This is a genomic window from bacterium (genome assembly GCA_026416715.1).
GTDB lineage: Bacteria > UBP4 > UBA4092 > JAOAEQ01 > JAOAEQ01 > JAOAEQ01.
The window spans coordinates 1-23,548 of sequence record JAOAEQ010000001.1 but is presented as its reverse complement, the minus strand read 5'-3'; the positions used below and the strand labels follow the sequence as shown (position 1 = coordinate 23,548).

The window sequence follows — 23,548 nt, the reverse complement described above, 5'->3', positions numbered from 1 at the left end:
CTCTGCGGTTATTCTTTCGGTAAAAATATGGTCAATGTTTCGTTGCGCATCCGAATTTCTCCTATCGGCTGGTAATGGTCATCCACTGCTTTCCTAATCGGATAAATTTTCCCAGTCTGTTGACCCCGAGTCGGGTCAATATTTAACATAACAAATTTAACCTGTTTATTTTCGAATTCACGTGCCATAGCCGCAATCCATTGTATCGTCTGCGGGTTCCCTTCCCGATACCGAATATAATTATAATATTTCATAAACCAGACAAATTGTTCCGAGAACTCACCGACAATTTTCCGTTCTGCAAGGAATGCAAAATATGGTGGCGCGAATATCAATTCCTCCGGTAGCGTATATTCCTGAATTGCGGTAACTACCTTATCGACTGTTTTTTCATCTAATTCATAGTTGGTTCCCTGTAGGGTACAGATATCTTGCTTAATCCCTGGAGATGATAACAAGAAAATAAGAATTATTCCAACCGACCAACTATATAACGGTTTAATCCATATAGTTAATGTATCGATGATTAGAATTATCGTGAACGCACTGAAAATTGCTACGATAGGTTCGCCGAGAGTAAAAATATAATCTACAGTCCCGCCTTTGGTAGCGAAGATGAATGAACCGAGAGACGCGAGACTATAGATAAAAATATAGGACGATGGACGAAGAATAAAATGCTGTTGGTTATCGTTAGCTTTTCGGAGATAAAAAAATAAACCGACCAATGCGGATACAATTAGCGGTCCTTCAAGAGTTAAGATAATTCCGATAATCCATTTCATTTTTCCAAGCATATACGGGAGAGTATTTTCTTTAGGATAAGTGCCAACCTGGTCGAAAATGACATTCTGCAGAAATTGTCCATCAGTATAGAGTGTCATGACAATAGAGACTAGCCCCAAAATACTTATTGCAGGAAATAAATAAGCAAAAACCAGTCGGAAGGATTTAATTCTGGATTGGAATGTTATTTTTTTTGATTGCTCATTTGGAACCTTTTTTTGAGATATCCAACTACGGATAAATACATAAAAAAGATTTAAACAAAAATATGGTGCGAAAGTCATATTAGTTAAAATACCGAATGCAGATAAAACGCTGGCAAGAACCATTCCTTTAACATCAAACCGAAGGAAAAATAATAAGGTTGCCAACATTAATGCGATTTCTTCTGGTTCGGTTTGGAATCCGCGACTCCACCAGAATCCTATCGGTAGAAATAAATAGAGTATTCCAGCTAACGACCCGATATGTTTTTTGTTATCGTCAGATGCAAATATTTTCTGGCACACGACATAAATAAGTAGCGCATGACTTATGCGCAGAAAAATCGTATATAAACGGATAATAAATAAGGGATTCCCAATCCACGCCCCGAGCTTCAGGAGAAGAACACCAAGAAATAAATGTAATGGCGGTTGCGGAGACAAGATTTCCTTATAGATTATTATCCCTTGCAACATCCGTTGTGAGATATAAAGATAATTCCCATCTCCGAAATCGAGATATGCGGTTGAAATGAACGTAACCATTAGGATAAAATAACTACATATTCCTAAGCTTAATAGTAACCAAGAATTATCTATTTTATGGAAAGTAAAACCAGTATTCATACCTATAATCAAATATTATACCGTATTGTTCTGGTTAGCAAATATTCGGGAAACAATATTTACTATGTATCTAATTTTTATTTCCTAGTGAATTTAGTTGACCGCCAGTCTCTTCTCGGATATACTAAAAGCAAGAATTGGCAGAGGCCATTAATCATTTAATGTTTATAGCAGCAATTCATGGAATCAATGAAAGAGACCGAACAACTAGTTCGTGATTTAAATCGTATTCTTAAACTGACCTGGTTCTATTCACCATCGCATCCCGCAGTAAGAGATACATTACAGAAAATAGCGGCACAACTTCAGACGATCATACCAGCAGAGGGTTATCTTCTGTTCAATATTTCGGGCGAGAATCTTTACCTTGGTGCAATTCCACTTTCGATGAAAGATGAAAATGTACGTGGATTTGTTCGACAATTAAAAAAACGACGGATCAATAGTATCTTATTTTATTCCGGGGTAAGTTTACAGGAATTGGAAGAATTCATTCAAGTGCTTTCACTTGATGTAAAACTTCTGCGGAATCAAGGCGGAATCAAACCGGCACTTGCTTCCCGTGAAATTACGCACATTGATGTCACGGAATATCAATATCAACCAGGTTCACCTGGTTCTGGAACTACCGAAGATGAACCTGATACGTTTACGATGTTAGAAGCAACCCCTGACCGGATTGCGAATATTATCCAATACCTGCAGGGTACAATTCCAGAATTAGATACTGTTGAAATGCAGTTATTAACCGAGTTTATGAACGACCCGATGCGAATCGCAGAATTACAAGCACAAACTGTTCAACAAACCGTCCAATTGGAAGGTAGTGCTTCGGTATCGAGGTTAGCTGAGCTTACTCGGAATGTGATAAACCGAATCCAGAATTTTATCGAAAATTGTCCTGAAGAAGAAAAAAACAGACTACACCGGAAACTAGCGCTAAGTCTATTACATCAAGACCCAACGGTAGCGTTGCATACCATAACTACTGGAAAGCACGTGGATAAAACACAACTTGATGCGGTGAAACAAATCCTGAATAAATTGGATGATTCGGAATTAATTAATTTAATTACCGCAAGTGAATCTGAACAGCACGCCCAGTTAGAAGAAATCAGTTCATTGTTCTATCAGCTTCCACTTGATGGGGAAAGAACCGAAAGATTAATCAATAAATATATGGATTTATTGATTAAACGACGTCAGCTGGAAGAAGATGAATTACAATTTACTAAACTTCAGCAGGAATTAAATCAGTATCCGACTTATCGAATGCTGACACAATCGGTGATTATTCTCCTAGAAATGTTAGAAAAAGAGACAGATAAAGAATCATTTTTCCAATTACTCCAAGCGCTACAAACCGGGGTAAATCAATTATTTGAAGCACGACAATATACTTGTTTGTATGATGTATATCGAACGATACATCGGTTAATGCAATCTGTTCAGCTCGGCGATTTCTCCGAAGAAAAACAACAATTGCAACAAAAACTTCATGATTTCTATACCTGGCTCATTGATCCGCAAAAAATCAATCAGTTATTAACCGCATTAGAAACCGTTTCAACTCAACCATTTCAACCTGTACCAGGTCAGTATCCGCTATCTCCAGAAAAATCGAGCGATATTTCTGGATTGGAAAACCAACAAATTATCCTCGAGCTATTAACTCTTATTGGGACTCCGGCAATCCCCGGAATAGTTGATAGACTTAATAAAATTGGTATCGGACATACGATATATCAACCATTACAAATGCTGCTAGTTCGATTCGGAGATAGTTCGGTTCCATATTTAGAATCATCGGTTCATTTGGATTCAGAGCGGGTTCAGGAACACATCATATTTATCATCGGTAAAATTGCTACGCAACGAGCGCAAACCGCGATTATAAATCTTCTTCCGCGATTACATCCTGCGGTGCGGAAACAAGCGATTTATATGATTAGTCAATTTTCTAATCAACAGTCGTTTGCCTGGCTGGTTGATCGGTTTAATAATGAGAAAGATCCGGAACTTCGGCTAACTGCATTAGATGGAATCGCTAACTTGAACAATGATGAAGCAATAAAGTTTCTCATAACTTATGCTGGGCAACGGAAAACAAATAAAAAGAATCGAAGTTTTCAACTGCGGGCAATACAGCTACTCGGTAAACATAAGATTGAACAAGCGGTTCCGACTTTGATAAAATTATTTCAGCAAAAACACTGGTTATTCGCTCAACAGTATGATTTACTTCGCATTGAGGTCGCCCGAGCATTAGCCTTTATCGGTACAGAAGAAGCTAAGGCGACGATTCGTTCAGGATGTAAGGATAAACGGACGGCGGTACGAACCGTTTGTGAAACATTAGAGAAACAACTATAAAGCAAATTTGATTATCAAATATTACCATCAAAGATAAACGTAAAACCTCAAAAACGGCAAAACCAAACTCTCATGCCAGCTTTTTCAGAGCAGGTTGACCTGTTTTCGGTCTTTAGGTTTGTTTTTCGAATTCAATGAGTTATGGCTCTTTCAGAAATAACCGTTAAACAATTGAACGAAACGATAACCCAACTCAATTTTGCATTAAGTAACGCATTATTATACCCGCCTGGGCATCCGATTGTTGACCAAGGGTTAAAAAATGTATATGCAAATTTAGTTGATTTGATTAAAGTATCAAAGGAAGTAACGTTTGTCTTTGTTGAAGAAGAGCTGCTCTATCAGAACGAACCGATTATGGAAACTTCGTTTTTAATCCATCAGTTTGTTGGGTTATTTAAGAAGCGCGGAGTGGGGAGCATAACCTTTTTATCTGGACTAGAATTTGAAGAATTACGGTCATTTGTCTATGCGGTACATGCGGTAGAGAAAATGGATGAAATTGAGAATGCATTTCACAATGAATTATTACGACGTAATGTAACACATATTCAGGTGAGTAGACCGGCAAAACAAAAGAAAACATCGAGTACCCAATCGCGCTGGGAAGAGGCGAAACAGATTTATGCTGCTACGACGAAATTGGTTGAAAGTACGATGTTAACCGCTTCAACGGAAAAGGTTATTAATGTCGATAGCGTTAAACCAATTGTCAAGCAGATAGTTGAGAGTTTAATGGATGACCCTTCGATTTTAATGAGTCTCGCATCAATAAAAAGTTTTGATACCTATTTGTTTTCCCATAGTGTAAATGTTTGCATATTAAGTTTAGCGCAGGCGATACATTTAAGCTTAGATGCGGAGTTTATTCTCCAATTAGGCATGGGCGCTTTACTTCACGATTTAGGGAAAACATTTATTCCTGCGGAAATTTTGAATAAGCCAGGGAAACTCTCTGATGATGAATGGGAAATAATGAAACAACATCCTGTTGAAGGAATGAAATTAATCTTGAAATCAAAATATGTCACGCAACTTCCGGCATTGTTAATTTATGGCCATCATTGGAAATATAACTATTCCGGTGGCTATCCGGCAATATCGCGAAAAACTGATTGGAACCGCTTCGTTGGAATCGTATCAATTTCCGATTGCTATGATGCAATAACAACGAATCGCCCCTATAATCGATTACATCTCCCGAGTGAAGCCATAGGAGTTATGAAAAAAATGGCAGGAGTAGATTTTGACCCTGTATTAGTTAAACATTTTGCAAACATTCTCGGTGCATATCCCGTTGGCAGTTTGGTTAGACTTAATACCGGTGAGTTAGCGCTTGTACTCCAGACCAATTCAGATGACCCGGAGCATCCGAAAGTCCGGATTATAGCAGATAAACATGGGCAGAAATATTCAGACATTGTATTGGTAGATTTGGCAGAAAAAGATGAAATAGAAAATATCTATCCAGTATTTATAGAACAAGTTATTGATCCAGAAGAAGCCCAGATTCGCATCAGTGATTATCTTTAATAAAATCGGACGAGGTTAATGAACCTCGTCCGCCATGAATGCCAGAGGTAAGAGCTGGAACTATGTTTTTTCTGATACCGTTCGGGTATGATTAAAAATCTTTTTCTCGTTATATACGCTTACTAACCAATCAATAATTACGCTGGTTATCGTGCGAACAAACCATAGTTCAAGCCAAACGGGTATTTTAGGAATATCAATTCCCATTTGCCGATAAAGATGTTCGATTGTATCTAATGCGATTTGTTTCTTTTCCTTGCTGTTTCCTTCTCGAGATAGACAATAAACTTGTTCGACTGCTTCAACTACTTCTTTAACGAGCTCTAGAAGAAAATGGAACGAAAACTTATGTCCGTTAACTCGATTGGAAAAACCAGCTAGTAATGGAATGATTTGTTCTACAGAAATCATTGGTTATCACCCCTCCTTTCCCGATAAAATGCCAATCCTACGATGCGGATTGGTATAATTACTTTATCGCGACTGAAGAGGGTATGAGTGTCTTTGCGATATTTATGAAGTTAGACAAGGGGAATAAAAAAAGCAAATTATCCAATGGATAATTTGCTTTCGGTAAGTCAATTCTTCTGATAAATCAGTCTAATTAGACTAATTGGTTTAAAACTCCGGTTCGCTTATTAAATTCTTTAATTAATCTATCGATCTCATCAACTTGGCGGTGAATATTACCCCAGTAATTTTCATGGTCATACCATTGGGCTTCTAGCTCCTCTAAGTTCTTTCCCTGTTGTTCGATCCAGGTGAAATATTTTAGATTATGGATTCTTTTTTTATCCGGATAGGTTAATTCTTGCATATAGTCAGTCGTTAATGCCTGAAGGTTACGATGGAAATCAATAGCTGCATCCGTAGTATCGTAAGAACCAAATTTTCTTTCCAGTTCTTTTAATCTAGAGCCGTACAATTCCATCGAATCAGTAAAAACGGTTAAAATGATATCCTGGTTAGTCAGTTCGAAATATTTAGCAAATTTGATTGCCATAATCATATTAGCTACACTGGAAATACCTAGCAGCGGCAATTTATCAAGTATCGCTAGCGGTATGCCTTTTTTTCTTAAATATTCCAGCCCGAGCGGTTCATTGAATAGTCGGATGATTCCCATAGTATTATTATCGTCAACCGCAATAACCATATCGGTATTTTTTACATTATGGATCCAGGGAATATGCTTATCTCCAATTCCTTCAATGCGATGGCTGCCAAAACCGTTCAGCAGAAGGGTCGGGCATTGTAAAGCTTCACCAGCAGCTATTTTACTCGTTGGAAATTTTTCTTTTAGATAATCGCCACAGGCAATTGTGCCAGATGAGCCAGTGGTGAGAACCACGCCTGCATACCGTTCTTTCGAACCCATTACTTGAGATAACACCTCTTCCATCGCATGACCAGTAACCGCGTAGTGCCAGAGATGATTACCTAATTCTTCGAACTGATTGAATATGACGACGTTATCTCTCGTCTTCCTCAATTCCCAAGTTTTATCAAAAATTTCTTTGACATTACTTTCAGTTCCTGAAGTTTGGATTACTTCGCCAGCTACTTTCGATAACCATTCAAACCGTTCTTGGCTCATTCCTTCTGGTAAGATGGCAATAGATTCGCAGGAGAGAAGTTCAGAAATATAAGCGCCACCACGACAAAAATTTCCGGTAGAAGGCCAGACTGCTTTTTGCGAAGTAGGGTCAAACTGTCCAGTAACCAATCTGGGAACTAGACAGCCAAACGTAGCACCAACCTTATGTGCGCCGGTAGGAAACCATTTTCCCAGCAGACCGATAATTCGGGCTTTAACGCCGGTTAGTTCAGATGGTAATTCAATAAAATTAACCCCGTTAAAAAGTCCTCCTTTTGTAACCGGTTCATTTTTCCAGGTTATCCGAAAAAGATTATAAGCGTTAATATCCCATAACCCGATATTTTTTAACTTATCCTTGATTGTATCGGGGATAAGGTTCGGATTTTTCATCTGTTCAAACGTAGGGATAACGATGTTTTTTTCTCGCGCTCGTTGGATCGTTCGGTTCAGTTGTTCTTCGTTAATCGTTAAATCAATCATGTTTCAGGTGATAAATACCTCGTATCAAGTACCAATTTCGGTATCCCCAATGCATCATGACCCGATTCATGTTTTGGTACTTCGTAGGTAGTTTATATTTTACTTACCCATTCCGACTCGTTGTGCTTTCTGAAAAATTTTCCCTTCCGTTTTAATTGCCGGTGCAATAACCAGTTCAGTTAAATGCATTTCGCGGATATTTCGAGCGCCAACATTCCCCATAGCGGTACGTAAAGCACCAACCAGGTTTTGCGACCCATCATCTAATCGTGCTGGACCATAAAGAATTTCTTCTAAAGTACCGGTTACTCCCACATAGATACGAGTTCCACGTGGGAGATTCTGATGCGGAGTCGCCATTCCCCAATGATAACCTTTTCCTGGCGCTTCTTTTGCTTTTGCAAACGCTGACCCAATCATCACCGCATCAGCGCCACAAGCAAACGCTTTACAAATATCCCCACCAACATTCATCCCACCATCAGTAATTATCGGAACATACTTTCCATACCGTTGGAAATAAAAGTCGCGCGCAGCAGCACAATCCGCAGTAGCGGTAACTTGCGGAACCCCAATGCCGAGAACTCCTCGGGTAGTACACGCTGCTCCCGGACCAACTCCAACCAGTAATGCATCAATTCCAGTAGCAATCAATTCTAACGCTGCTTCATAGGTTACACAGTTACCTACGATAACCGGGATTTTCATTTCTTTACAGAATTTCGCTATATCTAATACTGGATATTTAGTGGAAATATGCCGAACCGTAGCGACCGTAGATTGAACAACGAACATATCTGCACCAGCCTCTTGTGCAATTTTACCGAACCGTTCTGCGCGTTGTGGAATTGCTGAAACCACGGCGGGAACATTTGCTTTTTTTATCTCCTGGATTCGTTCAACAATCAATTCTTCTTTGATTGGCTCACGATATATCTCTTGCACCAGCTCTGTTGCTTGTTCGGGTTCCGCTTTAAGAAATCGGTCAATTACTTCCTCCGGATTACGATATCGGGTTTGGATACCTTCCAAATTCAAAACCGCTAATCCACCTAGCTTTCCCATTTCAATTGCGAATTTAGTATCTACAACGCCATCCATCGCAGCCGCAATAATGGGTATTTCAAATGTTTTATCCCGGATTGTAAATGAAATATCTACTTCATCCGGATTGATGGTTAATACACCAGGCGCTAACGCAATTTCGTCAAAACCATATGCGCGTCGCGCTTTTCTTCCTCGACCAATAAATTCACCCATAGTTCAACCTCCTTGAATTCGAATCGGCGAATGGAAAACAAAGTGAATAGGTGTTGCTTCACTAATTCACCGATTCACCGATTGTCCGGTTCGTATGATTCTGGTTTAAGTAAGGGGAATAGAATCACATCTCGAATCGATGCGCTATCAGTCAATAGCATTACCAGTCGGTCAATCCCGATACCAAGCCCACTTGTTGGTGGCATCCCATGTTCTAATGCGCGAAGATAATCTTCATCAATAACCGGTTCAATTTCTTCACTTCCTGGATGTGCAGCAATTTGGTCTTCAAACGCTTTTCGTTGTAGAATAGGGTCGTTCTGTTCCGAATAGGCATTTCCCAATTCCTGGCCAGCAATATATAGTTCAAATCGTTCTGCAATATGCGGGTTGGCATCGTGGGCTTTTGCCAATGGAGATAATGACGCCGGATAATCCTTAATAAATGTCGGACAAATGAGTTTTTTTTCAACCGTTTCTTCAAAAACATGTAGAATAATTTCATCGGTTGTTTTTAATTCGGTTGGGATTCCGCAAAGTGGAAGAGCTTTTTGTTTAACCGATTCAATATTTTCTTTCCAATCAAAAGCAATACCGGTATATTTCTGGATTGCTTCCAGAATCGTTAATCGTTCCCAACTCGACGCTAAATCAACTGGTTTTCCTTGATACGTTATTTGGAGTGTACCATGCACTTTCTGGCAAACAAACTTAACCATCGTTTCCGTTAAATCCATTGTATCATTATAGTCGAAATATGCCGTGTAGAGTTCAAGCATGGTAAACTCAGGATTATGTTTCGTTGATATTCCTTCGTTCCGGAAATTGCGGTTGATTTCGTATACTTTTTCAAATCCACCCACTACCAGCCGCTTGAGATATAATTCCGGTGCTATCCGCAGATAGAGCGGTAACGATAATGCGTTATGAAACGTTTTGAACGGTTTAGCGGTGGCACCGCCGAAAAGTGGTTGCATCATCGGAGTTTCTACTTCAAGATAGCCACGGGTATCGAGGAATTCTCGGATTGCGGCAATAATTTTCGTTCTGATTAAAAAAGTCTGTCTGACCGATTCATTACAAATTAAATCGAGATATCGCTGTCGATACCGGGTTTCAATATCTTTCAATCCGTGCCATTTTTCAGGTAACGGTAGTAATGCTTTTGCGAGGAGCGTATAGGAACTAACGCGAATCGTTATTTCCCCAGTATGGGTTTTAAATACCGTTCCTTTTACGCCAATAATATCGCCGAGATCGAGATGTTTAAACTGATGATATTGCAGTTCACCGAGGTCATCGAATCGGGCATAAATCTGGATTTTACCAGAACTATCCAGAATATGACCGAAACAACTTTTCCCATGTGTCCGGAAAGTGAGTAATCGACCGGCAACTGAAACTGTGGCGCCGGACTGTTCGAATTCTTGTGCGCTATTAATAATGTCTCGTGCGGTATGACTGCGGTCATACTTATGTACATAGGGATCAATGCCCCAATTCTGCCATAACTGCAATTTTTTTTGATATATATCACTTATGCTCATATTGAATGTTAGCGGTAGATACCCAAATCATTTCTTACAAATGTGCAAAATTCATTGTGTAGTTGAAATATATTATAGAATAATTATCATTTCATTCAATGCAGTATTTTGTCAAGGTAATCTACAGTTAAACAAAAATAAATGGTCTCACTTTTGCCATGGCATAGGTTACCGAACAACCTTAAAAAGGAACCATCCGAGGTACCAATTCGTCTTATGGTATAATAAACTCTAAATTTAATTTTTATCGCAAATACTATGGTAGATAATCTGAAATTGTTAGTGAAACGTTGTACTGGAGAATTAACCTTGGTGCTGATTTTTTTATTTGGAAGTTTTGGGTATAGTGCGGAAAACTTACCGACTTCGTTTACCCTAGACCAAGCAATTTCCTATGCACTTGAGCATAATTTGGAGTTTCAGAAGCAGCGCGAAGCGGTGCTTGCGGCTAAAGCGCAATTTCAGCAAACTCGGTCAACATCTTTACCACAACTAGATTTAACTGCGGTAGGTGAACATTTGGATAGCATCGCCGGGAATGCTGGAAGAACCGGTGATCGAGCGTACTCTGCATTCCAAGCGGCGCAATCGCTTGATTTGTTCCACAAACAGAATTATTTGCAATCTATCGCGCGATACAACATCCAAGTACAAGAAATGGAATTAGCCCAATCGAAACTAACCATTACCTATGACGTTACCGCTGCATTTTATGCAATCCTCCTTCAAGAAGAATTGGTTAAAGTAAACGAATCTGCGGTTGTAACCGCACAAGAACATCTTCAAACAGCACAAATCCGGTTTGATAAAGGAGTTAATACCTTAGCTGACGTCGCGCGCGCGAAAGTAGATTTAGCAAATCGGAAACCTGCGTTGATTTCCGCAAGAAATACGTTAATTAAATCTCGCCAAAACTTCAATCAATTATTGAATCTTCCCCCAAATACTCCACTTACATTAATTGGGACATTAGAAGAACCGATAGAACTTCCTGAGTTTGAAAACGCATGGAATCTAGCCCAGGAGAACCGTCCGGATATAAAAAGCCTATTGCTAAGCGTAAAACTTTATGAAATGAATCTACGGTATAAAAAATCGTTATATTTCCCTGATATAACTCTTGGTGCCGAATATTCAATTGAACATACCGAATATGATGGCGTACAAGCGAATGATATCCAGGATTGGTCAGTAAATCTGAAATTCAATCTACCGATTCTCGATGGTGGGTATATCGCCGGACAGATTCGAGAAGCAACCGCAAAACTCAATCAAGCGAAATTAGCGTATGCCCAAGGAGTAACCGCTGCACAAACTGAAGTTGAACAAGCGCTCCTAGAATTGAATCAGCAGAAAGAATTGATTCTCGCTTCAAAAGAAGCAGTCGAATTAGCAAAATTATCGCTTTCAATGGCGCAGAAAAGTTTTGCGGTCGGCCGGGCAACAAGTTTGGAAGTATCGGATGCAGAATTATCCTTAACAACCGCCCAAACGAATTATGCAACTGCGGTCTATAATTACATTGTAGCAATCGCCAAGTTGAAAAAAGTAATGGGAATCGATACGGGCAAAGCAAATGTCCAAATCCAATCGCAAAGTTCTAAATGAATTTCAGATAAGCTTTATTATTTACAAAAGACTTAAACATCGGGTATGAGCATTTATTTATCCGCTACGGCGGAGTGGAATTTAACAAGTGTGGAGAATATATTTTATGCATAAATTCATAGTACGGATATGCTTTGCAGTCGTTGGGTTAGCTCTCCTTTTGATTTTATACTCTTGTGGTAAATCAGAAAAATCGAAAAAACCAAAAAATCCTGAAATGGTGCCGGTAACTGTAGCTACGGTTATCCGAAAAGATGTTCCGCTGCAACGAAATACAATTGGAAGTGTAGAATCATATTCAACGATATCCGTTGTTCCCCAAGTTGGTGGGACATTATTCCAGGTGAAATTTCAAGAAGGGCAAGAGGTTAAAAAAGGTGACCTATTATTTATCATTGACCCTGAACCGTATCAACTTGCGCTGAAACAAGCTGAAGCTGAACTTGAACGAAGTATTGCACAACATGCGCAAACGGAAGCGAATTATATTCGGGACTCGGTGCAATTTGAGAATGCGAAGGTTGAACTCAATCGAGCGGCGGAATTATTGGAAGCCGGTGTGATTACCCAAGCAGAGTATGACCAGACGAAAACCAACGTAGAATCATTATTAGCAACATTGCAAGCCGACCGTGCTGCGATTAAGACTTCAGAAGCGACGATTAACGCAGCTCGGTCAGCAGTAGAAAATGCGAAAATCCAACTCGGATATTGTTATGTTCGTTCGCCAATCTCCGGTCGCACCGGTAGTCTTTTAATCAATCAGGGTTCGGTTGTAAAAGCCAATGATAAACCAGTTGTAGCTATCAATCAGGTGAATCCGATATATGTTTCGTTCGCTCTTCCGGAACAGGATTTATCGCAATTGAAAAAATATATGCGATTAAAACAGCTGAACGTAGAAGCAGTTATCCAAAACGAAGCGAAGCATCGGGTACCCGGAACGTTAAGTTTCCTTGATAATGCGATTGACCGAACAACGGGAACGATTCGGTTGAAAGCGATATTTCCAAATGCTGACCACCGCCTTTGGCCTGGGCAGTTTGTTGATGTAATTCTAACACTGACAACGGAGTTAAATATGGTAGTGGTTCCGAACGAAGCGATTCAAACTGGTCCAGAAGGGCAATTTGTTTATATTGTTAAGTCGGATAATACGGTTGAATTACGGCCGATAGTCGTCCGACGGCGATATGGTTCGGAATCGGTTGTTGAACAAGGAGTACAACCGGGGGAAATTGTAGTAACTGATGGGCAGTTACGACTCACACCTGGCGCGAAAATAGAAATAAAAAAATAAATTTAAAATTAAGAATTTTCACCTACAAAAACGCAAAGATAAGTGCGCTAAGTGCATAAAATAGCAGAGCATTTTTAACTTTAGTCTAGCGAAGATTGCATTTAGCGTTTGGTTTTCTAATGAACATTTCAGAGATTTTCATACGTCGGCCGGTAATGACCAGTCTGGTTATGCTCGGAATAATGATATTTGGCATAATCGGGTATCGGTCGTTGCCAGTAAGCGACCTACCGAACGTAGATTTCCCGACAATACAGGTTTCTGCAAGTCTCCCCGGTGCCAGTCCGGAAACGATGGCGGCGTCTGTTGCTACCCCATTAGAGAAACGGTTTTCGACTATCGCAGGAATAGATTCAATGAACTCCGTTAGTTCGCAGGGGAATACTCAAATAACCATCCAGTTCAATTTAAGTCGAGATATTGACGCTGCGGCACAAGATGTACAAGCGGCGATATCTCGTGCACTTCGGTCGCTTCCGTCCGAAATGCCGACCCCGCCATCGTTCCAAAAAGTTAATCCAGCGGATGCGCCGATTGTTATGATTGCATTATATTCGTCCACACTCCCGCTGTATATGCTCAATGAATATGCAGAAACCATTTTAGCGCAACGTCTTTCAATGGTGAATGGCGTTGCCCAAGTTATGGTATACGGTGGACAGAAATATGCGGTCAGGATTCAACTTGCTCCGCAATTGCTGGCGGCAAAAGGTATTGCGATTGATGAAGTTGTCTCCGCAGTACAGAAAGCAAACGTAAATATGCCTACCGGAACCCTTTATGGCGCCCAGCAGACACTGACTATTGAAGCGGATGGGCAGATTACAGAAGCGGAAGCGTATCGTCCGGTTATTGTAACGTATAAGAATGGAAGTCCTGTCCGTTTAGAAGCGATTGCGAAGGTCGTTGATAGTGTAGAGAATAAACGGTCCGCTGCTTGGTATATCGATAAACGCGCAATCGTTCTCGCAATTCAACGTCAACCGGGAACGAATACGGTTGAAGTAGCAAATGCAATTCGAGAATTGCTGCCAACATTACGCCAGTATATCCCAGCTTCAGTCAATATGGAAATTCTCTATGACCGCTCGGAGTCAATCAAAGAATCGGTTAATGATGTTAAATTTACACTAACCCTGACTGTTTTCCTAGTTATCCTGGTAATCTTTCTCTTTTTACGGAATGTATCCGCAACAATTATTCCGAGTCTAGCACTACCAATATCAATTGTCGGAACGTTTGCGGTGATGTATCTATTCGGATATAGCTTAGATAATTTGTCGCTCATGGCATTAACGCTATCAGTCGGATTCGTGGTGGATGATGCAATTGTTATGCTAGAAAACATTGTGCGGCATATGGAACAAGGAGAGAAACCGTTAGAAGCAGCGTTTAAAGGGTCGAAAGAAATCGGGTTTACGATTCTCTCGATGACCCTATCGCTCGCTGCGGTATTTATCCCCATCCTTTTCATGGGTGGGATTATCGGGCGATTATTTCACGAGTTTGCCGTGACTATCACTTCAGCGATTCTCGTTTCCGGGGTTGTTTCGTTAACGTTAACCCCGATGCTAAGCGGTCGATTTCTCCGTCCACCGGGAGAGATGAAACATAGCCGGCTATTTATTGCATCTGAAAAAGCATTTAAAGCGATGTTGAATGCGTATGATTGGAGTTTGAAACTTGTGCTGAAATATCGACGGGCAACTATAATCTCGGCTCTATTGATGCTGATAGTTACCGTGTACCTCTTTATCATTATCCCAAAAGGATTTCTTCCGAGTGGAGATGTCGGTATGATAACCGCATCTATTGAAGCGATGCAAGGAATACCATATCCTGAAATGGTACGACATCAACAAGCAGTAGTCGATATTATTCGCAACAATCCGAATATCGATAGATTTATGTCACGGGTAAGCGGTAATTCCGGCGGGATTTCGATGCGACTGAAACCCAGAGAAGAACGGAAACTTACCCCTGACCAGATTATTCAAGAACTCCGGCCGAAACTAGCGAAAATTCCCGGGATTAAAGTTTATCTTACCAATCCGCCTCCGATTCGAATCGGTGGTATTTCTTCGCGGAGTCTCTATCAATTTACGCTCCAGAGTCCGGATACCAGAGAACTCTATTATTATGCAAGTTTATTCGAGCAGCGGCTGAAAATGATGCCAGAATTAGAAGATGTAGCCAGTGATTTGCAGTTAAGAAATCCACAACTGAATATTCAGATTAATCGGGACAAAGCGATGGCGCTTGGAATAACTCCGCACCAGCTTGAGCAGACGCTCTATACCGCATATGGCTCTCGGCAGATTTCAACCATTTACGCACCGAATAACGATTATCCAGTGATTATGGAAATCGAAGACCAATATCAAGCCGACCCCTCATCGTTATCGATGCTTTATATTCGGTCGAGTAATGGAAATCTGGTTCCGTTAGATGCGGTAGCGAATGTATCTCAAGGGTTAGGTCCACAATCAATCAATCATGCTGGGCAGCTACCTTCCGTAACACTCTCATTCAATCTAAAACCGGGCGTGAGTTTAGGTGAAGCGGTGGATAAGGTGCAAGCGGCGGCGCGACAAGTTTTACCTGATTCAATCAGCACCAATTTCGCTGGCAGCGCACAAGCGTTCCAGTCGTCGATGAAGGGGTTAGGGATATTGTTGGTTATGGCAATTCTAGTGATTTATCTCGTTTTGGGAATACTGTATGAAAGTTATGCACATCCGATAACGATTTTATCAGGGTTACCATCTGCTGGAATCGGTGCGTTATTGACTCTATTACTATTCGGAGTTGAACTGAACATCTATTCGTTTGTCGGTGTGATAATGTTGGTTGGCTTGGTGAAAAAGAATGCGATTATGATGATTGATTTTGCATTAGAAGCGCAACGAACTCAGGGGAAAACCCCAGCGGAAGCGATATATCAGGGTTGTTTGATTCGGTTCCGACCGATTATGATGACCACGATGTGTGCGTTAATGGGCACGCTGCCCATAGCGCTTGGGGTTGGTGCCGGTGGTCAGACCCGACAGCCGCTCGGGCTCGCGGTCGTTGGTGGATTAATCTTCTCGCAGTTCGTTACCCTCTATATCACCCCAGTGTTTTATATCTATATGGAATCATTTAGTAAGAAGTTCGGAAGATTCCTCCAGCACTTCCGCAGAAAACCTGTTGCTGACCACGAAAGCATGGCATAAGAAAAACATAAAACTAACCTTAATATAGGGTGAATCCGGGAATCCTCGACGATATGCGCCGTAAATATTCAATTCTCCAGGTTCATTTTTTTAATTGAGCATTGCTAATGGAACCTTTTGTATGGTTACTTGCCTGGATTCCTGGCTTCTACTCAATATTTGTTCTTGTGCAGGATAGTGTTCAGGTTCCGCTTGGGGACGTGGAATATCCCAGAATCATCTTTCCAATATTTAACCGAATCAGTCATTTCTTCAACAACCGATTTCTCATTCGGATAGCCGAGCGCAATAACTGAATCTATATCGCAGTAATCAGGAACATTGAGAATTTGCCGGACTTTCGGTTTATCAACGGAAACAATCCAGCAGGAAGCAATGCCTTCTTCAAGCGCAGTTAACAGGATATTCTCGATTGCAGCGGCTGCATCAACTTCACCGCCTTCTTTTCGCCAGTTCCGATTTAAGAGAACCACGATGTATGCTACTGGTCGTTCTCCTTCCGGCGGATTGCCAGCCGGCGCAATATATCCCGCCCATTTTAAACAAGGGAAAATTTGGTCAACAATAGCTTTATCATGAACAATAATATATTCGCAGGGTTGCAAATTCGCTGCGGAGGGCGCTAATCGCGCAGCGTTAACCAGTTTTTCGAGAATCGTTTCATCAATCGGTTTCTGCTGATACCGGCGGATAGACCGGCGATTGATTATAGCTTCGTAAACATTCATTGGTAACCTCCCATGAACGAATAACTCGAACGATAACGATTCTATTGAATGAGTAATTGTTCGCGTTATTAGTTATCATTCGAGATATTCGCTATTAAGTTATTCAAATAGATTCAGTTGTCTAGTTCGTTCCAGCAGTTGAGCATTGAATCCTAATTTTCTGAGATATTTAACGAAATTCTTTTCTCCATTACAGATATAAACCAATCGCGGATTAACCAACTGAACGAAATCAATCAGTTCTTGAAAATCTGCATGGTCACTAATAATGAATTGTTCATCGGCGTGATAGCGATATTTTGCAGAATCATCTACTGCCCAGCCGGTAAGAATTGCAACACTTTTCTTCCGAATAGAACCAACGAGTTCATTCTTCTGCCCATTCGGTGGAACAAGTAGAACTCGGTTGGGTAGAGCGACTGTTTTTTCATTCAATTTCTTATAGGGTGCAAACGTGATTCCGAATTGGGTATATACATCAGCTAACTCTGCAATTTTAGGGTGGACAGTTAAATGATAGCCGATATCGCCAAGGTATTTAAGTATCTCCTGCGCTTTCCCGAGCGTATACGCTAATAGAACCGGGGTAACGTGATGCGATAAGCAGGTATCAAGGTAATTCGTTAATCGGATCAATTCTCTTTCTCGGGGAGGGAAAATGTACATCGGGTCACCATAGGTTGCATCCATAACCAGAATATCCGCCGATTTGATGATAATCGGTTCAGCGGTTAAACTCGGATATAATCTGAAATCGCCAGTGTAGAGTAGCGTTTGATTTCCTGAAGTAATTCGAATCTGCGATGAACCGAGAATATGTCCTGCAGGAAGTAGTTCTACGTGGGTATCATGAAACAAGATAGGATGGTTATATCTCATTTCCTTAAATTTCGGTAGGCGTGATTTCGACTTCAGTCGGGCGGCGCAAAGTTTCGCGGTTGGTGCAGAAGCGAGAATCGATCCATGGTTAGCGAAATGGTCAGTATGCGCATGGGAAACGAATGCACACGGAACCGATTTCGTTGCATCCAGCACTAAATTTAATCCATTAATATGAACCCCGTTATCCCACTCAATCCGATGACTTAATTTCATTGATAAGATTTACGTTGCGAACTTTGCGCATATACTTTGCGTTCTTTGCGGTTAAATTATATAAGAAAGCAAATCGCAAAGCGCGCAAAAAAATTCGTCTGTAAAAAACGCTTAGCATTATTCATGGTTTTTCAATAATCCTAATGGTGCAGTCACTCGAGGAGTATCAGCTCCATCGAGTTTACGAAGTTCATCAAGCGGATTATCGCGCAGCCGTAAAAATTTGAATCCGTATAATTTCGCTTGTTTTTTTAATGCTACTTTTTTACGGAAAAACCCTTTCCGTTCATAGGTTATCCCTTTTTTCTTCATTTCATCAACATACGCGTTATGTTTATCAATTTCAGCCCAGCGGCTAACCGCTTTATTCATATATTCTAATAGCGGTTGTTCAGTTACTTTCGGTGGAGTTGAATGCAGGAAATCGACTGTGCCATCTGGAGCGATAGCGATCAATCCGGTATGGCCGACCCAACTCGGGGCATCGTAACCACGAACCACATTAACGAAATCGCCGTTTTGCAATTTATCAAGAACTTCCGGAATAAGTTCGCAGGGGATATATTTCGTTGAAAATTTCTGAATCGGAATATCTTGTCCGATATGATATTTTTCGAAAAATGCTGCCCGGTTGATATCCGCAGAGAACGTTGCCGCTCGGTTCCCGACCAATTCTTCCGTGATATCTTCTACCAACCAAGAGTTGTTAATATCCCAATCTGCTTCCGTGTAATGGTTACGAGTAAGCATACCGATTTCGCCATTTTTGTATCGTATCCGTTGCAAGAGAACGAAAAATTCACGCCAGTTTTTCGCTAACGCCATCGCATACGTATGCTCAGAGAAAACGACACAATCGCTCTGTTTCAAGCAATACATCGGGTCAGCATCATAGAGTTCGAACGGGAACTCACCGAGTAGATATATTTTATATGGTTGTCCGATATTTTTCCGGCCAAGATGGACAACGCGATTACGTAGGTTCGGTTCCGCTTTTTGGATATACCCGAGATAAATATCTAAATCTTTCTCTGAAAATTTATACATCGGTTTTGCTTTTAATTCAGCGAGTTTATCCGGTTTGATGTTCAGTTCAAGCGCAATGAGTTTATCCTGTTCAGTAAGAGTTATTTTCGTTTTTGCGATACTATAGCTCAAACCAAGAAAAATGAAATAGAACGTAAATACTGATAGATACATTGGGTAATTCCGAAACATAAACAGTTTCCTTTCTTAACAGTTTTGGGTAATATTGTAGCACAATATTTAATTATCAGAATTATTATATTCTATAATTTTCTTTTCAAAAAACCAATAAAGTATGTGACTTATTTCTCATCATAAGTAAGATTGGCGTCTCTATGGAAAAAAATCAATATCATTTTATTAAGCATTGTTTACATCAAACGGCTTTGGAACGGAATTGATCAGTTCAATTCCGTTTCCTCTCCAGTATAAATCAGATACAATAGCCAATATGACAGAGAATAGGATGCACTTGTCTGGGCGTTCGTGCCAAAATGGCGTAGTCGCAACAGTATCTTTCGACCATGAAAAAAAGTTATAAAAATTTGACAATAACTTGGTCAACTATAATACTCAATAAATTCAATCGTTTATTAAATGCATGAACAAGATTACCCTAGGCAAATAATAAATTATTTTTTATCGGCATAGAAGTTGCTTTTCAATGGTACGCCATTTCTTATTATATAGCCAGTCTCAATAATATCTATAAAACATAACCCTAGATAAATCAATACCATAATAGTTATTATTTACAACGATAAATTATGTGTTGAAAAGGAGGTGAATTCATTATTACCCAACCTTGAACTAACCAAACCTAGTTACGCTAAAAAATTTTTGAGGAAAGGAGTCGAAGAACATTATGGCAATTAAGATAAAACCATTAGGTGACCGTATTCTGGTCAAACGAATTGAAGAAGAAGAAGTTAAAAAAGGCGGAATCATTATTCCGGATACCGCAAAAGAAAAACCGCAACAGGGTGAAGTGATTGCGGTTGGTCCGGGTCGAGTTGATGATTCCGGCAAGAAAATCCCGATGGAACTTAAAAAAGGTGATAAAATCCTATTCGGGAAATATTCAGGTAATGAAGTTAAACTCGGTGATGAAGAATATCTCATCATGCGGGAAGAAGATGTTTTAGGAATCATAGAATAAATGGAAAATCCCAAATCCAAATGTCAAATAAATCACTTAATCAATCAAGGATTAAAATGATTTATTTGGACTTTGGAGTGTAAATTTTGGATTTGGAGGTTTAATCTAACAAGGAGGTTGGAAAGGTTATGGCAGCAAAACAGTTGCTTTATAGCGATGAAGCACGACGCGCGATCCTTCGTGGAGTAGATAAAATGGCGGATGCCGTTAAAGTTACCCTAGGTCCGAAAGGGCGGAACGTCGTGCTGGATAAGAAATTTGGTTCTCCAACGATAACCAAAGATGGGGTAACCGTAGCGAAAGAAATTGAGCTAGAAGACCCATTTGAAGATATGGGTGCGCAGATGGTTAAAGAGGTTGCCAGTAAAACCTCAGATGTCGCTGGTGACGGAACAACAACCGCAACCATACTAGCGCAATCAATTTATCGAGAAGGAATGAAAAACGTTACTGCGGGAGCGAATCCGATGGCGTTAAAACGCGGAATTGATAAAGCTGTTGAAGCAGTTGTAGAGGAATTAAAGAAGTTAAGTATTCCAACCAAAGGCAAGAAAGAAATCGCTCAAGTTGGAACGATTTCAGCGAATGGCGATTCCCAAATCGGGAACCTGATAGCGGATGCGATGGAAAAAGTCGGGAAAGATGGGGTTATTACCGTCGAGGAAGCAAAAGCAATGGAAACTTCGCTGGAAGTTGTTGAAGGGATGCAGTTTGACCGTGGATATATTTCACCGTATTTCGTGACGGATCCGGAAAGAATGGAAGCGGTATTAGAAGATGCGTATATTCTCATTCACGAAAAGAAGATTTCAGTGATGAAAGATTTATTGCCGCTATTAGAGAAGATCGCGCAACGTGGGAAACCGTTGCTGATTATTGCAGAAGAAGTTGAAGGAGAAGCGTTAGCGACATTAGTGGTGAATAAGATTCGTGGAACATTAGCGTGTGCGGCGGTGAAAGCGCCTGGATTTGGTGATCGACGGAAAGCGATGCTGGAAGATATCGCGATTTTAACCGGAGGTCGCGTGATTAGTGAAGAATTAGGGATCAAACTTGAAAATGTTAAGTTAGAAGACCTCGGTCGTGCGAAACGAATCACCATCGATAAGGATAATACCACCATCGTTGAAGGTGCTGGGAAAAAAGCTGATATTGAAGGACGAATTGCGCAAATTCGGATGCAAATCGAAGATACCAAATCCGATTACGACCGTGAAAAACTTCAGGAACGGTTAGCGAAACTCGCAGGAGGTGTTGCGGTAATCAATGTAGGTGCGGCAACGGAAACTGAAATGAAAGAGAAAAAAGCGCGGGTTGAAGATGCCTTGCATGCGGTGCGCGCTGCTGTAGAAGAAGGGATTGTTCCTGGCGGTGGAGTAGCATATTTACGCACTTTACCAGCGCTCGAGAAAGTTAAAGCGAGCGGTGAAGAAAAAGTCGGAGTTGAAATCGTTAAACGGGCGCTTGAAGAACCGTTACGTCAGTTAGCAGAAAATGCAGGGCAAGAAGGGTCAGTTATCGTTGAAAAAGTGAAAAGTGAAAAAGGAAACTTTGGATTTAATGCGGAAACAATCGAATTTGAAGATTTAGTTGCTGCAGGGATTATTGACCCGACGAAAGTTACCCGAACTGCGTTGCAGAATGCAGCGAGTATCGCGGGATTAATGCTGACTACGGAAGCGTTGGTTACTGATGTACCGGAAAAAGAGAAACCACCGATGCCACCACATGGCGGCGGTTACGGCGGAGATATGTATTAAAAGGTTAAAAGGCGGCAAAAGTCGCATCAAAATTCGTAAGTAGATAAGTTCGTCCTAAGTTCTAGGGTATCGTCTGTGGTTGAGACGAATGCCTTAGAACTTAGGACTGTTTTTCATATGCCAACCTACGAATATCTCTGTGAACATTGCGGATATAAGTTTGAAGAATTTCAAAAAATAACGGAACCACCGATTCGAACTTGTCCGAAATGTAAACGGAACGGAAAAGTTCAACGGTTGATTAGTCCGGGAGCAGGATTTATTTTTAAAGGTAGCGGTTTCTATATTACCGATTATCGTAGCGAAGATTATAAAAAGAAAGCTTCCGCAGAAAAAACCGATGCTTCTTCATCAAGTAAATCCGCTGATACTTCTTCAGTTCAGAAAGAAACCTCTCAAAAGAAATCGGAGTAAATCTTCCTCCTCGATTGATTATTCTTTTATCTCTGCAATATTGGAATAATCCGAATTTATCAGATTACCCCCTAAAATATCTTTTCCTACTTGACTAATTTAATTAAAAGTGCTATAGTTATAAATTGAAATCCGAAACAGAATTTATATCAAAAAGGAGGTGAAATCAAACATGCATAAACAAAAATATGGATTTACCTTAATTGAGTTGTTAATTGTCGTAGCGATTATTGCGATTTTAGCGGCAATTGCGATTCCGAACTTTCTCGCTGCACAGACTCGGTCGAAAGTATCCCGTGCCAAAGGTGAAATGAAGACGCTTGCTACTGGTTGCGAAGCTTATTATACCGATTATAACTGTTATCCTAGTTATCGTTGGACTCCTTCTACCCCTCAAGGTAGACCGTGTAGCTGGCGGTTCTGGGCGATTACTACACCAGTAGCATATATTACTCGCGTACCAAAAGATCCGTTCCCAGACCCAGCACGAGACCCGTTTATCTACGATACCTATGATTATTTTGATGAACAGTATTTTATTGATGTTTCGTCAAATCCACGACAATCATGGGGTGGGCATACTTGGGGTCGAGCGTGGCGAATGTCGAGTGCGGGTCCAGATTTAAAGCAAGACTATGCAAAATCATGGGATTCACCTTATGGAACTTGGAAACCATGGTCTTCAGGGGTAACAGGTTGGCCAAACTATTATGACCCGACGAATGGAACCATTAGTAATGGAGATATTATTCGATTCGGCGGACCAGGCAAACTCGATTATCCGAACGGAATCGCAAACGAAATTATCAATAATTAGTTGATTGAAGTAGGGAC

Annotated in this window: 16 protein-coding genes and 1 pseudogene; 9 read left to right on the top strand and 8 right to left on the bottom strand. The window is 40.6% G+C overall.

The features are described from left to right. Nucleotides 1–8 precede the first annotated feature (8 nt). Entirely contained in the window at nucleotides 9–1,616 is a 1,608-nt protein-coding gene (locus tag N3A72_00085) for a glycosyltransferase family 39 protein (protein MCX7918009.1), read from the bottom strand. Nucleotides 1,617–1,796: 180 nt separating this feature from the next. Here N3A72_00085 and N3A72_00080 point away from each other — a divergent pair, with 180 nt between their 5' ends. Both N3A72_00080 and N3A72_00075 read left to right on the top strand, forming a co-directional pair. Further along, nucleotides 1,797–3,989 (top strand): HEAT repeat domain-containing protein, encoded by a 2,193-nt coding sequence (locus N3A72_00080; GenBank protein MCX7918008.1) that lies wholly within the window; start codon nucleotides 1,797–1,799, stop codon nucleotides 3,987–3,989. A gap of 141 nt (nucleotides 3,990–4,130) precedes the next feature. Then, a complete protein-coding gene (locus N3A72_00075; GenBank protein MCX7918007.1) occupies nucleotides 4,131–5,522 on the top strand; it encodes an HD domain-containing protein in 1,392 nt (463 codons plus the stop codon). A gap of 60 nt (nucleotides 5,523–5,582) precedes the next feature. Here the strand turns inward: N3A72_00075 and N3A72_00070 are convergent, their stop codons facing one another. The 4 genes from N3A72_00070 to lysS all read right to left on the bottom strand — a co-directional run bounded on the left by N3A72_00070 (nucleotide 5,583) and on the right by lysS (nucleotide 10,409). After that, entirely contained in the window at nucleotides 5,583–5,933 is a 351-nt protein-coding gene (locus N3A72_00070) for a hypothetical protein (protein MCX7918006.1), read from the bottom strand. A 193-nt stretch (nucleotides 5,934–6,126) separates the two neighbouring features. Then, nucleotides 6,127–7,602: a pyridoxal-phosphate dependent enzyme gene (locus tag N3A72_00065; protein MCX7918005.1), complete on the bottom strand. Its 1,476-nt coding sequence runs from the start codon at nucleotides 7,600–7,602 to the stop codon at nucleotides 6,127–6,129. A 99-nt stretch (nucleotides 7,603–7,701) separates the two neighbouring features. Next, nucleotides 7,702–8,862, bottom strand: a complete 1,161-nt coding sequence (locus N3A72_00060; protein MCX7918004.1) for a GuaB3 family IMP dehydrogenase-related protein — start codon at nucleotides 8,860–8,862, stop codon at nucleotides 7,702–7,704. A gap of 74 nt (nucleotides 8,863–8,936) precedes the next feature. After that, nucleotides 8,937–10,409, bottom strand: coding sequence for a lysine--tRNA ligase (lysS, locus tag N3A72_00055; protein MCX7918003.1), 1,473 nt, complete (start codon nucleotides 10,407–10,409; stop codon nucleotides 8,937–8,939). A 258-nt stretch (nucleotides 10,410–10,667) separates the two neighbouring features. Here lysS and N3A72_00050 point away from each other — a divergent pair, with 258 nt between their 5' ends. From N3A72_00050 to N3A72_00040, 3 genes are all read left to right on the top strand, one after another. Beyond that, nucleotides 10,668–12,017 (top strand): TolC family protein, encoded by a 1,350-nt coding sequence (locus tag N3A72_00050; GenBank protein ID MCX7918002.1) that lies wholly within the window; start codon nucleotides 10,668–10,670, stop codon nucleotides 12,015–12,017. A gap of 106 nt (nucleotides 12,018–12,123) precedes the next feature. Then, on the top strand, nucleotides 12,124–13,317 hold the full coding sequence (locus tag N3A72_00045) for an efflux RND transporter periplasmic adaptor subunit (protein ID MCX7918001.1): 1,194 nt from the start codon (nucleotides 12,124–12,126) through the stop codon (nucleotides 13,315–13,317). Between the two features lie 119 nt (nucleotides 13,318–13,436). Further along, nucleotides 13,437–16,532: an efflux RND transporter permease subunit gene (locus tag N3A72_00040; protein MCX7918000.1), complete on the top strand. Its 3,096-nt coding sequence runs from the start codon at nucleotides 13,437–13,439 to the stop codon at nucleotides 16,530–16,532. Between the two features lie 152 nt (nucleotides 16,533–16,684). Here the strand turns inward: N3A72_00040 and N3A72_00035 are convergent, their stop codons facing one another. The 3 genes from N3A72_00035 to N3A72_00025 all read right to left on the bottom strand — a co-directional run bounded on the left by N3A72_00035 (nucleotide 16,685) and on the right by N3A72_00025 (nucleotide 19,573). Continuing rightward, on the bottom strand, nucleotides 16,685–17,260 hold the full coding sequence (locus N3A72_00035; GenBank protein ID MCX7917999.1) for a nitroreductase family protein: 576 nt from the start codon (nucleotides 17,258–17,260) through the stop codon (nucleotides 16,685–16,687). A 99-nt stretch (nucleotides 17,261–17,359) separates the two neighbouring features. Next, nucleotides 17,360–18,355, bottom strand: a complete 996-nt coding sequence (locus tag N3A72_00030; GenBank protein ID MCX7917998.1) for an MBL fold metallo-hydrolase — start codon at nucleotides 18,353–18,355, stop codon at nucleotides 17,360–17,362. Between the two features lie 117 nt (nucleotides 18,356–18,472). Further along, nucleotides 18,473–19,573 (bottom strand): DUF1460 domain-containing protein, encoded by a 1,101-nt coding sequence (locus tag N3A72_00025; GenBank protein ID MCX7917997.1) that lies wholly within the window; start codon nucleotides 19,571–19,573, stop codon nucleotides 18,473–18,475. A gap of 673 nt (nucleotides 19,574–20,246) precedes the next feature. On the opposite strand from N3A72_00025, the gene groES reads away from it, so the two are divergent. From groES to N3A72_00005, 4 genes and pseudogenes are all read left to right on the top strand, one after another. After that, nucleotides 20,247–20,540 (top strand): co-chaperone GroES, encoded by a 294-nt coding sequence (gene groES, locus N3A72_00020; protein ID MCX7917996.1) that lies wholly within the window; start codon nucleotides 20,247–20,249, stop codon nucleotides 20,538–20,540. Between the two features lie 128 nt (nucleotides 20,541–20,668). After that, the gene (gene groL, locus N3A72_00015; protein MCX7917995.1) at nucleotides 20,669–22,300 is read left to right on the top strand and encodes a chaperonin GroEL; all 1,632 of its coding nucleotides are present in this window, start codon (nucleotides 20,669–20,671) and stop codon (nucleotides 22,298–22,300) included. A gap of 117 nt (nucleotides 22,301–22,417) precedes the next feature. Then, complete coding sequence (locus N3A72_00010) at nucleotides 22,418–22,714, top strand: zinc ribbon domain-containing protein (GenBank protein ID MCX7917994.1); 297 nt, start codon at nucleotides 22,418–22,420, stop codon at nucleotides 22,712–22,714. A gap of 172 nt (nucleotides 22,715–22,886) precedes the next feature. Then, a pseudogene (locus tag N3A72_00005) lies at nucleotides 22,887–22,979 on the top strand (prepilin-type N-terminal cleavage/methylation domain-containing protein). Nucleotides 22,980–23,548: the final 569 nt, after the last annotated feature.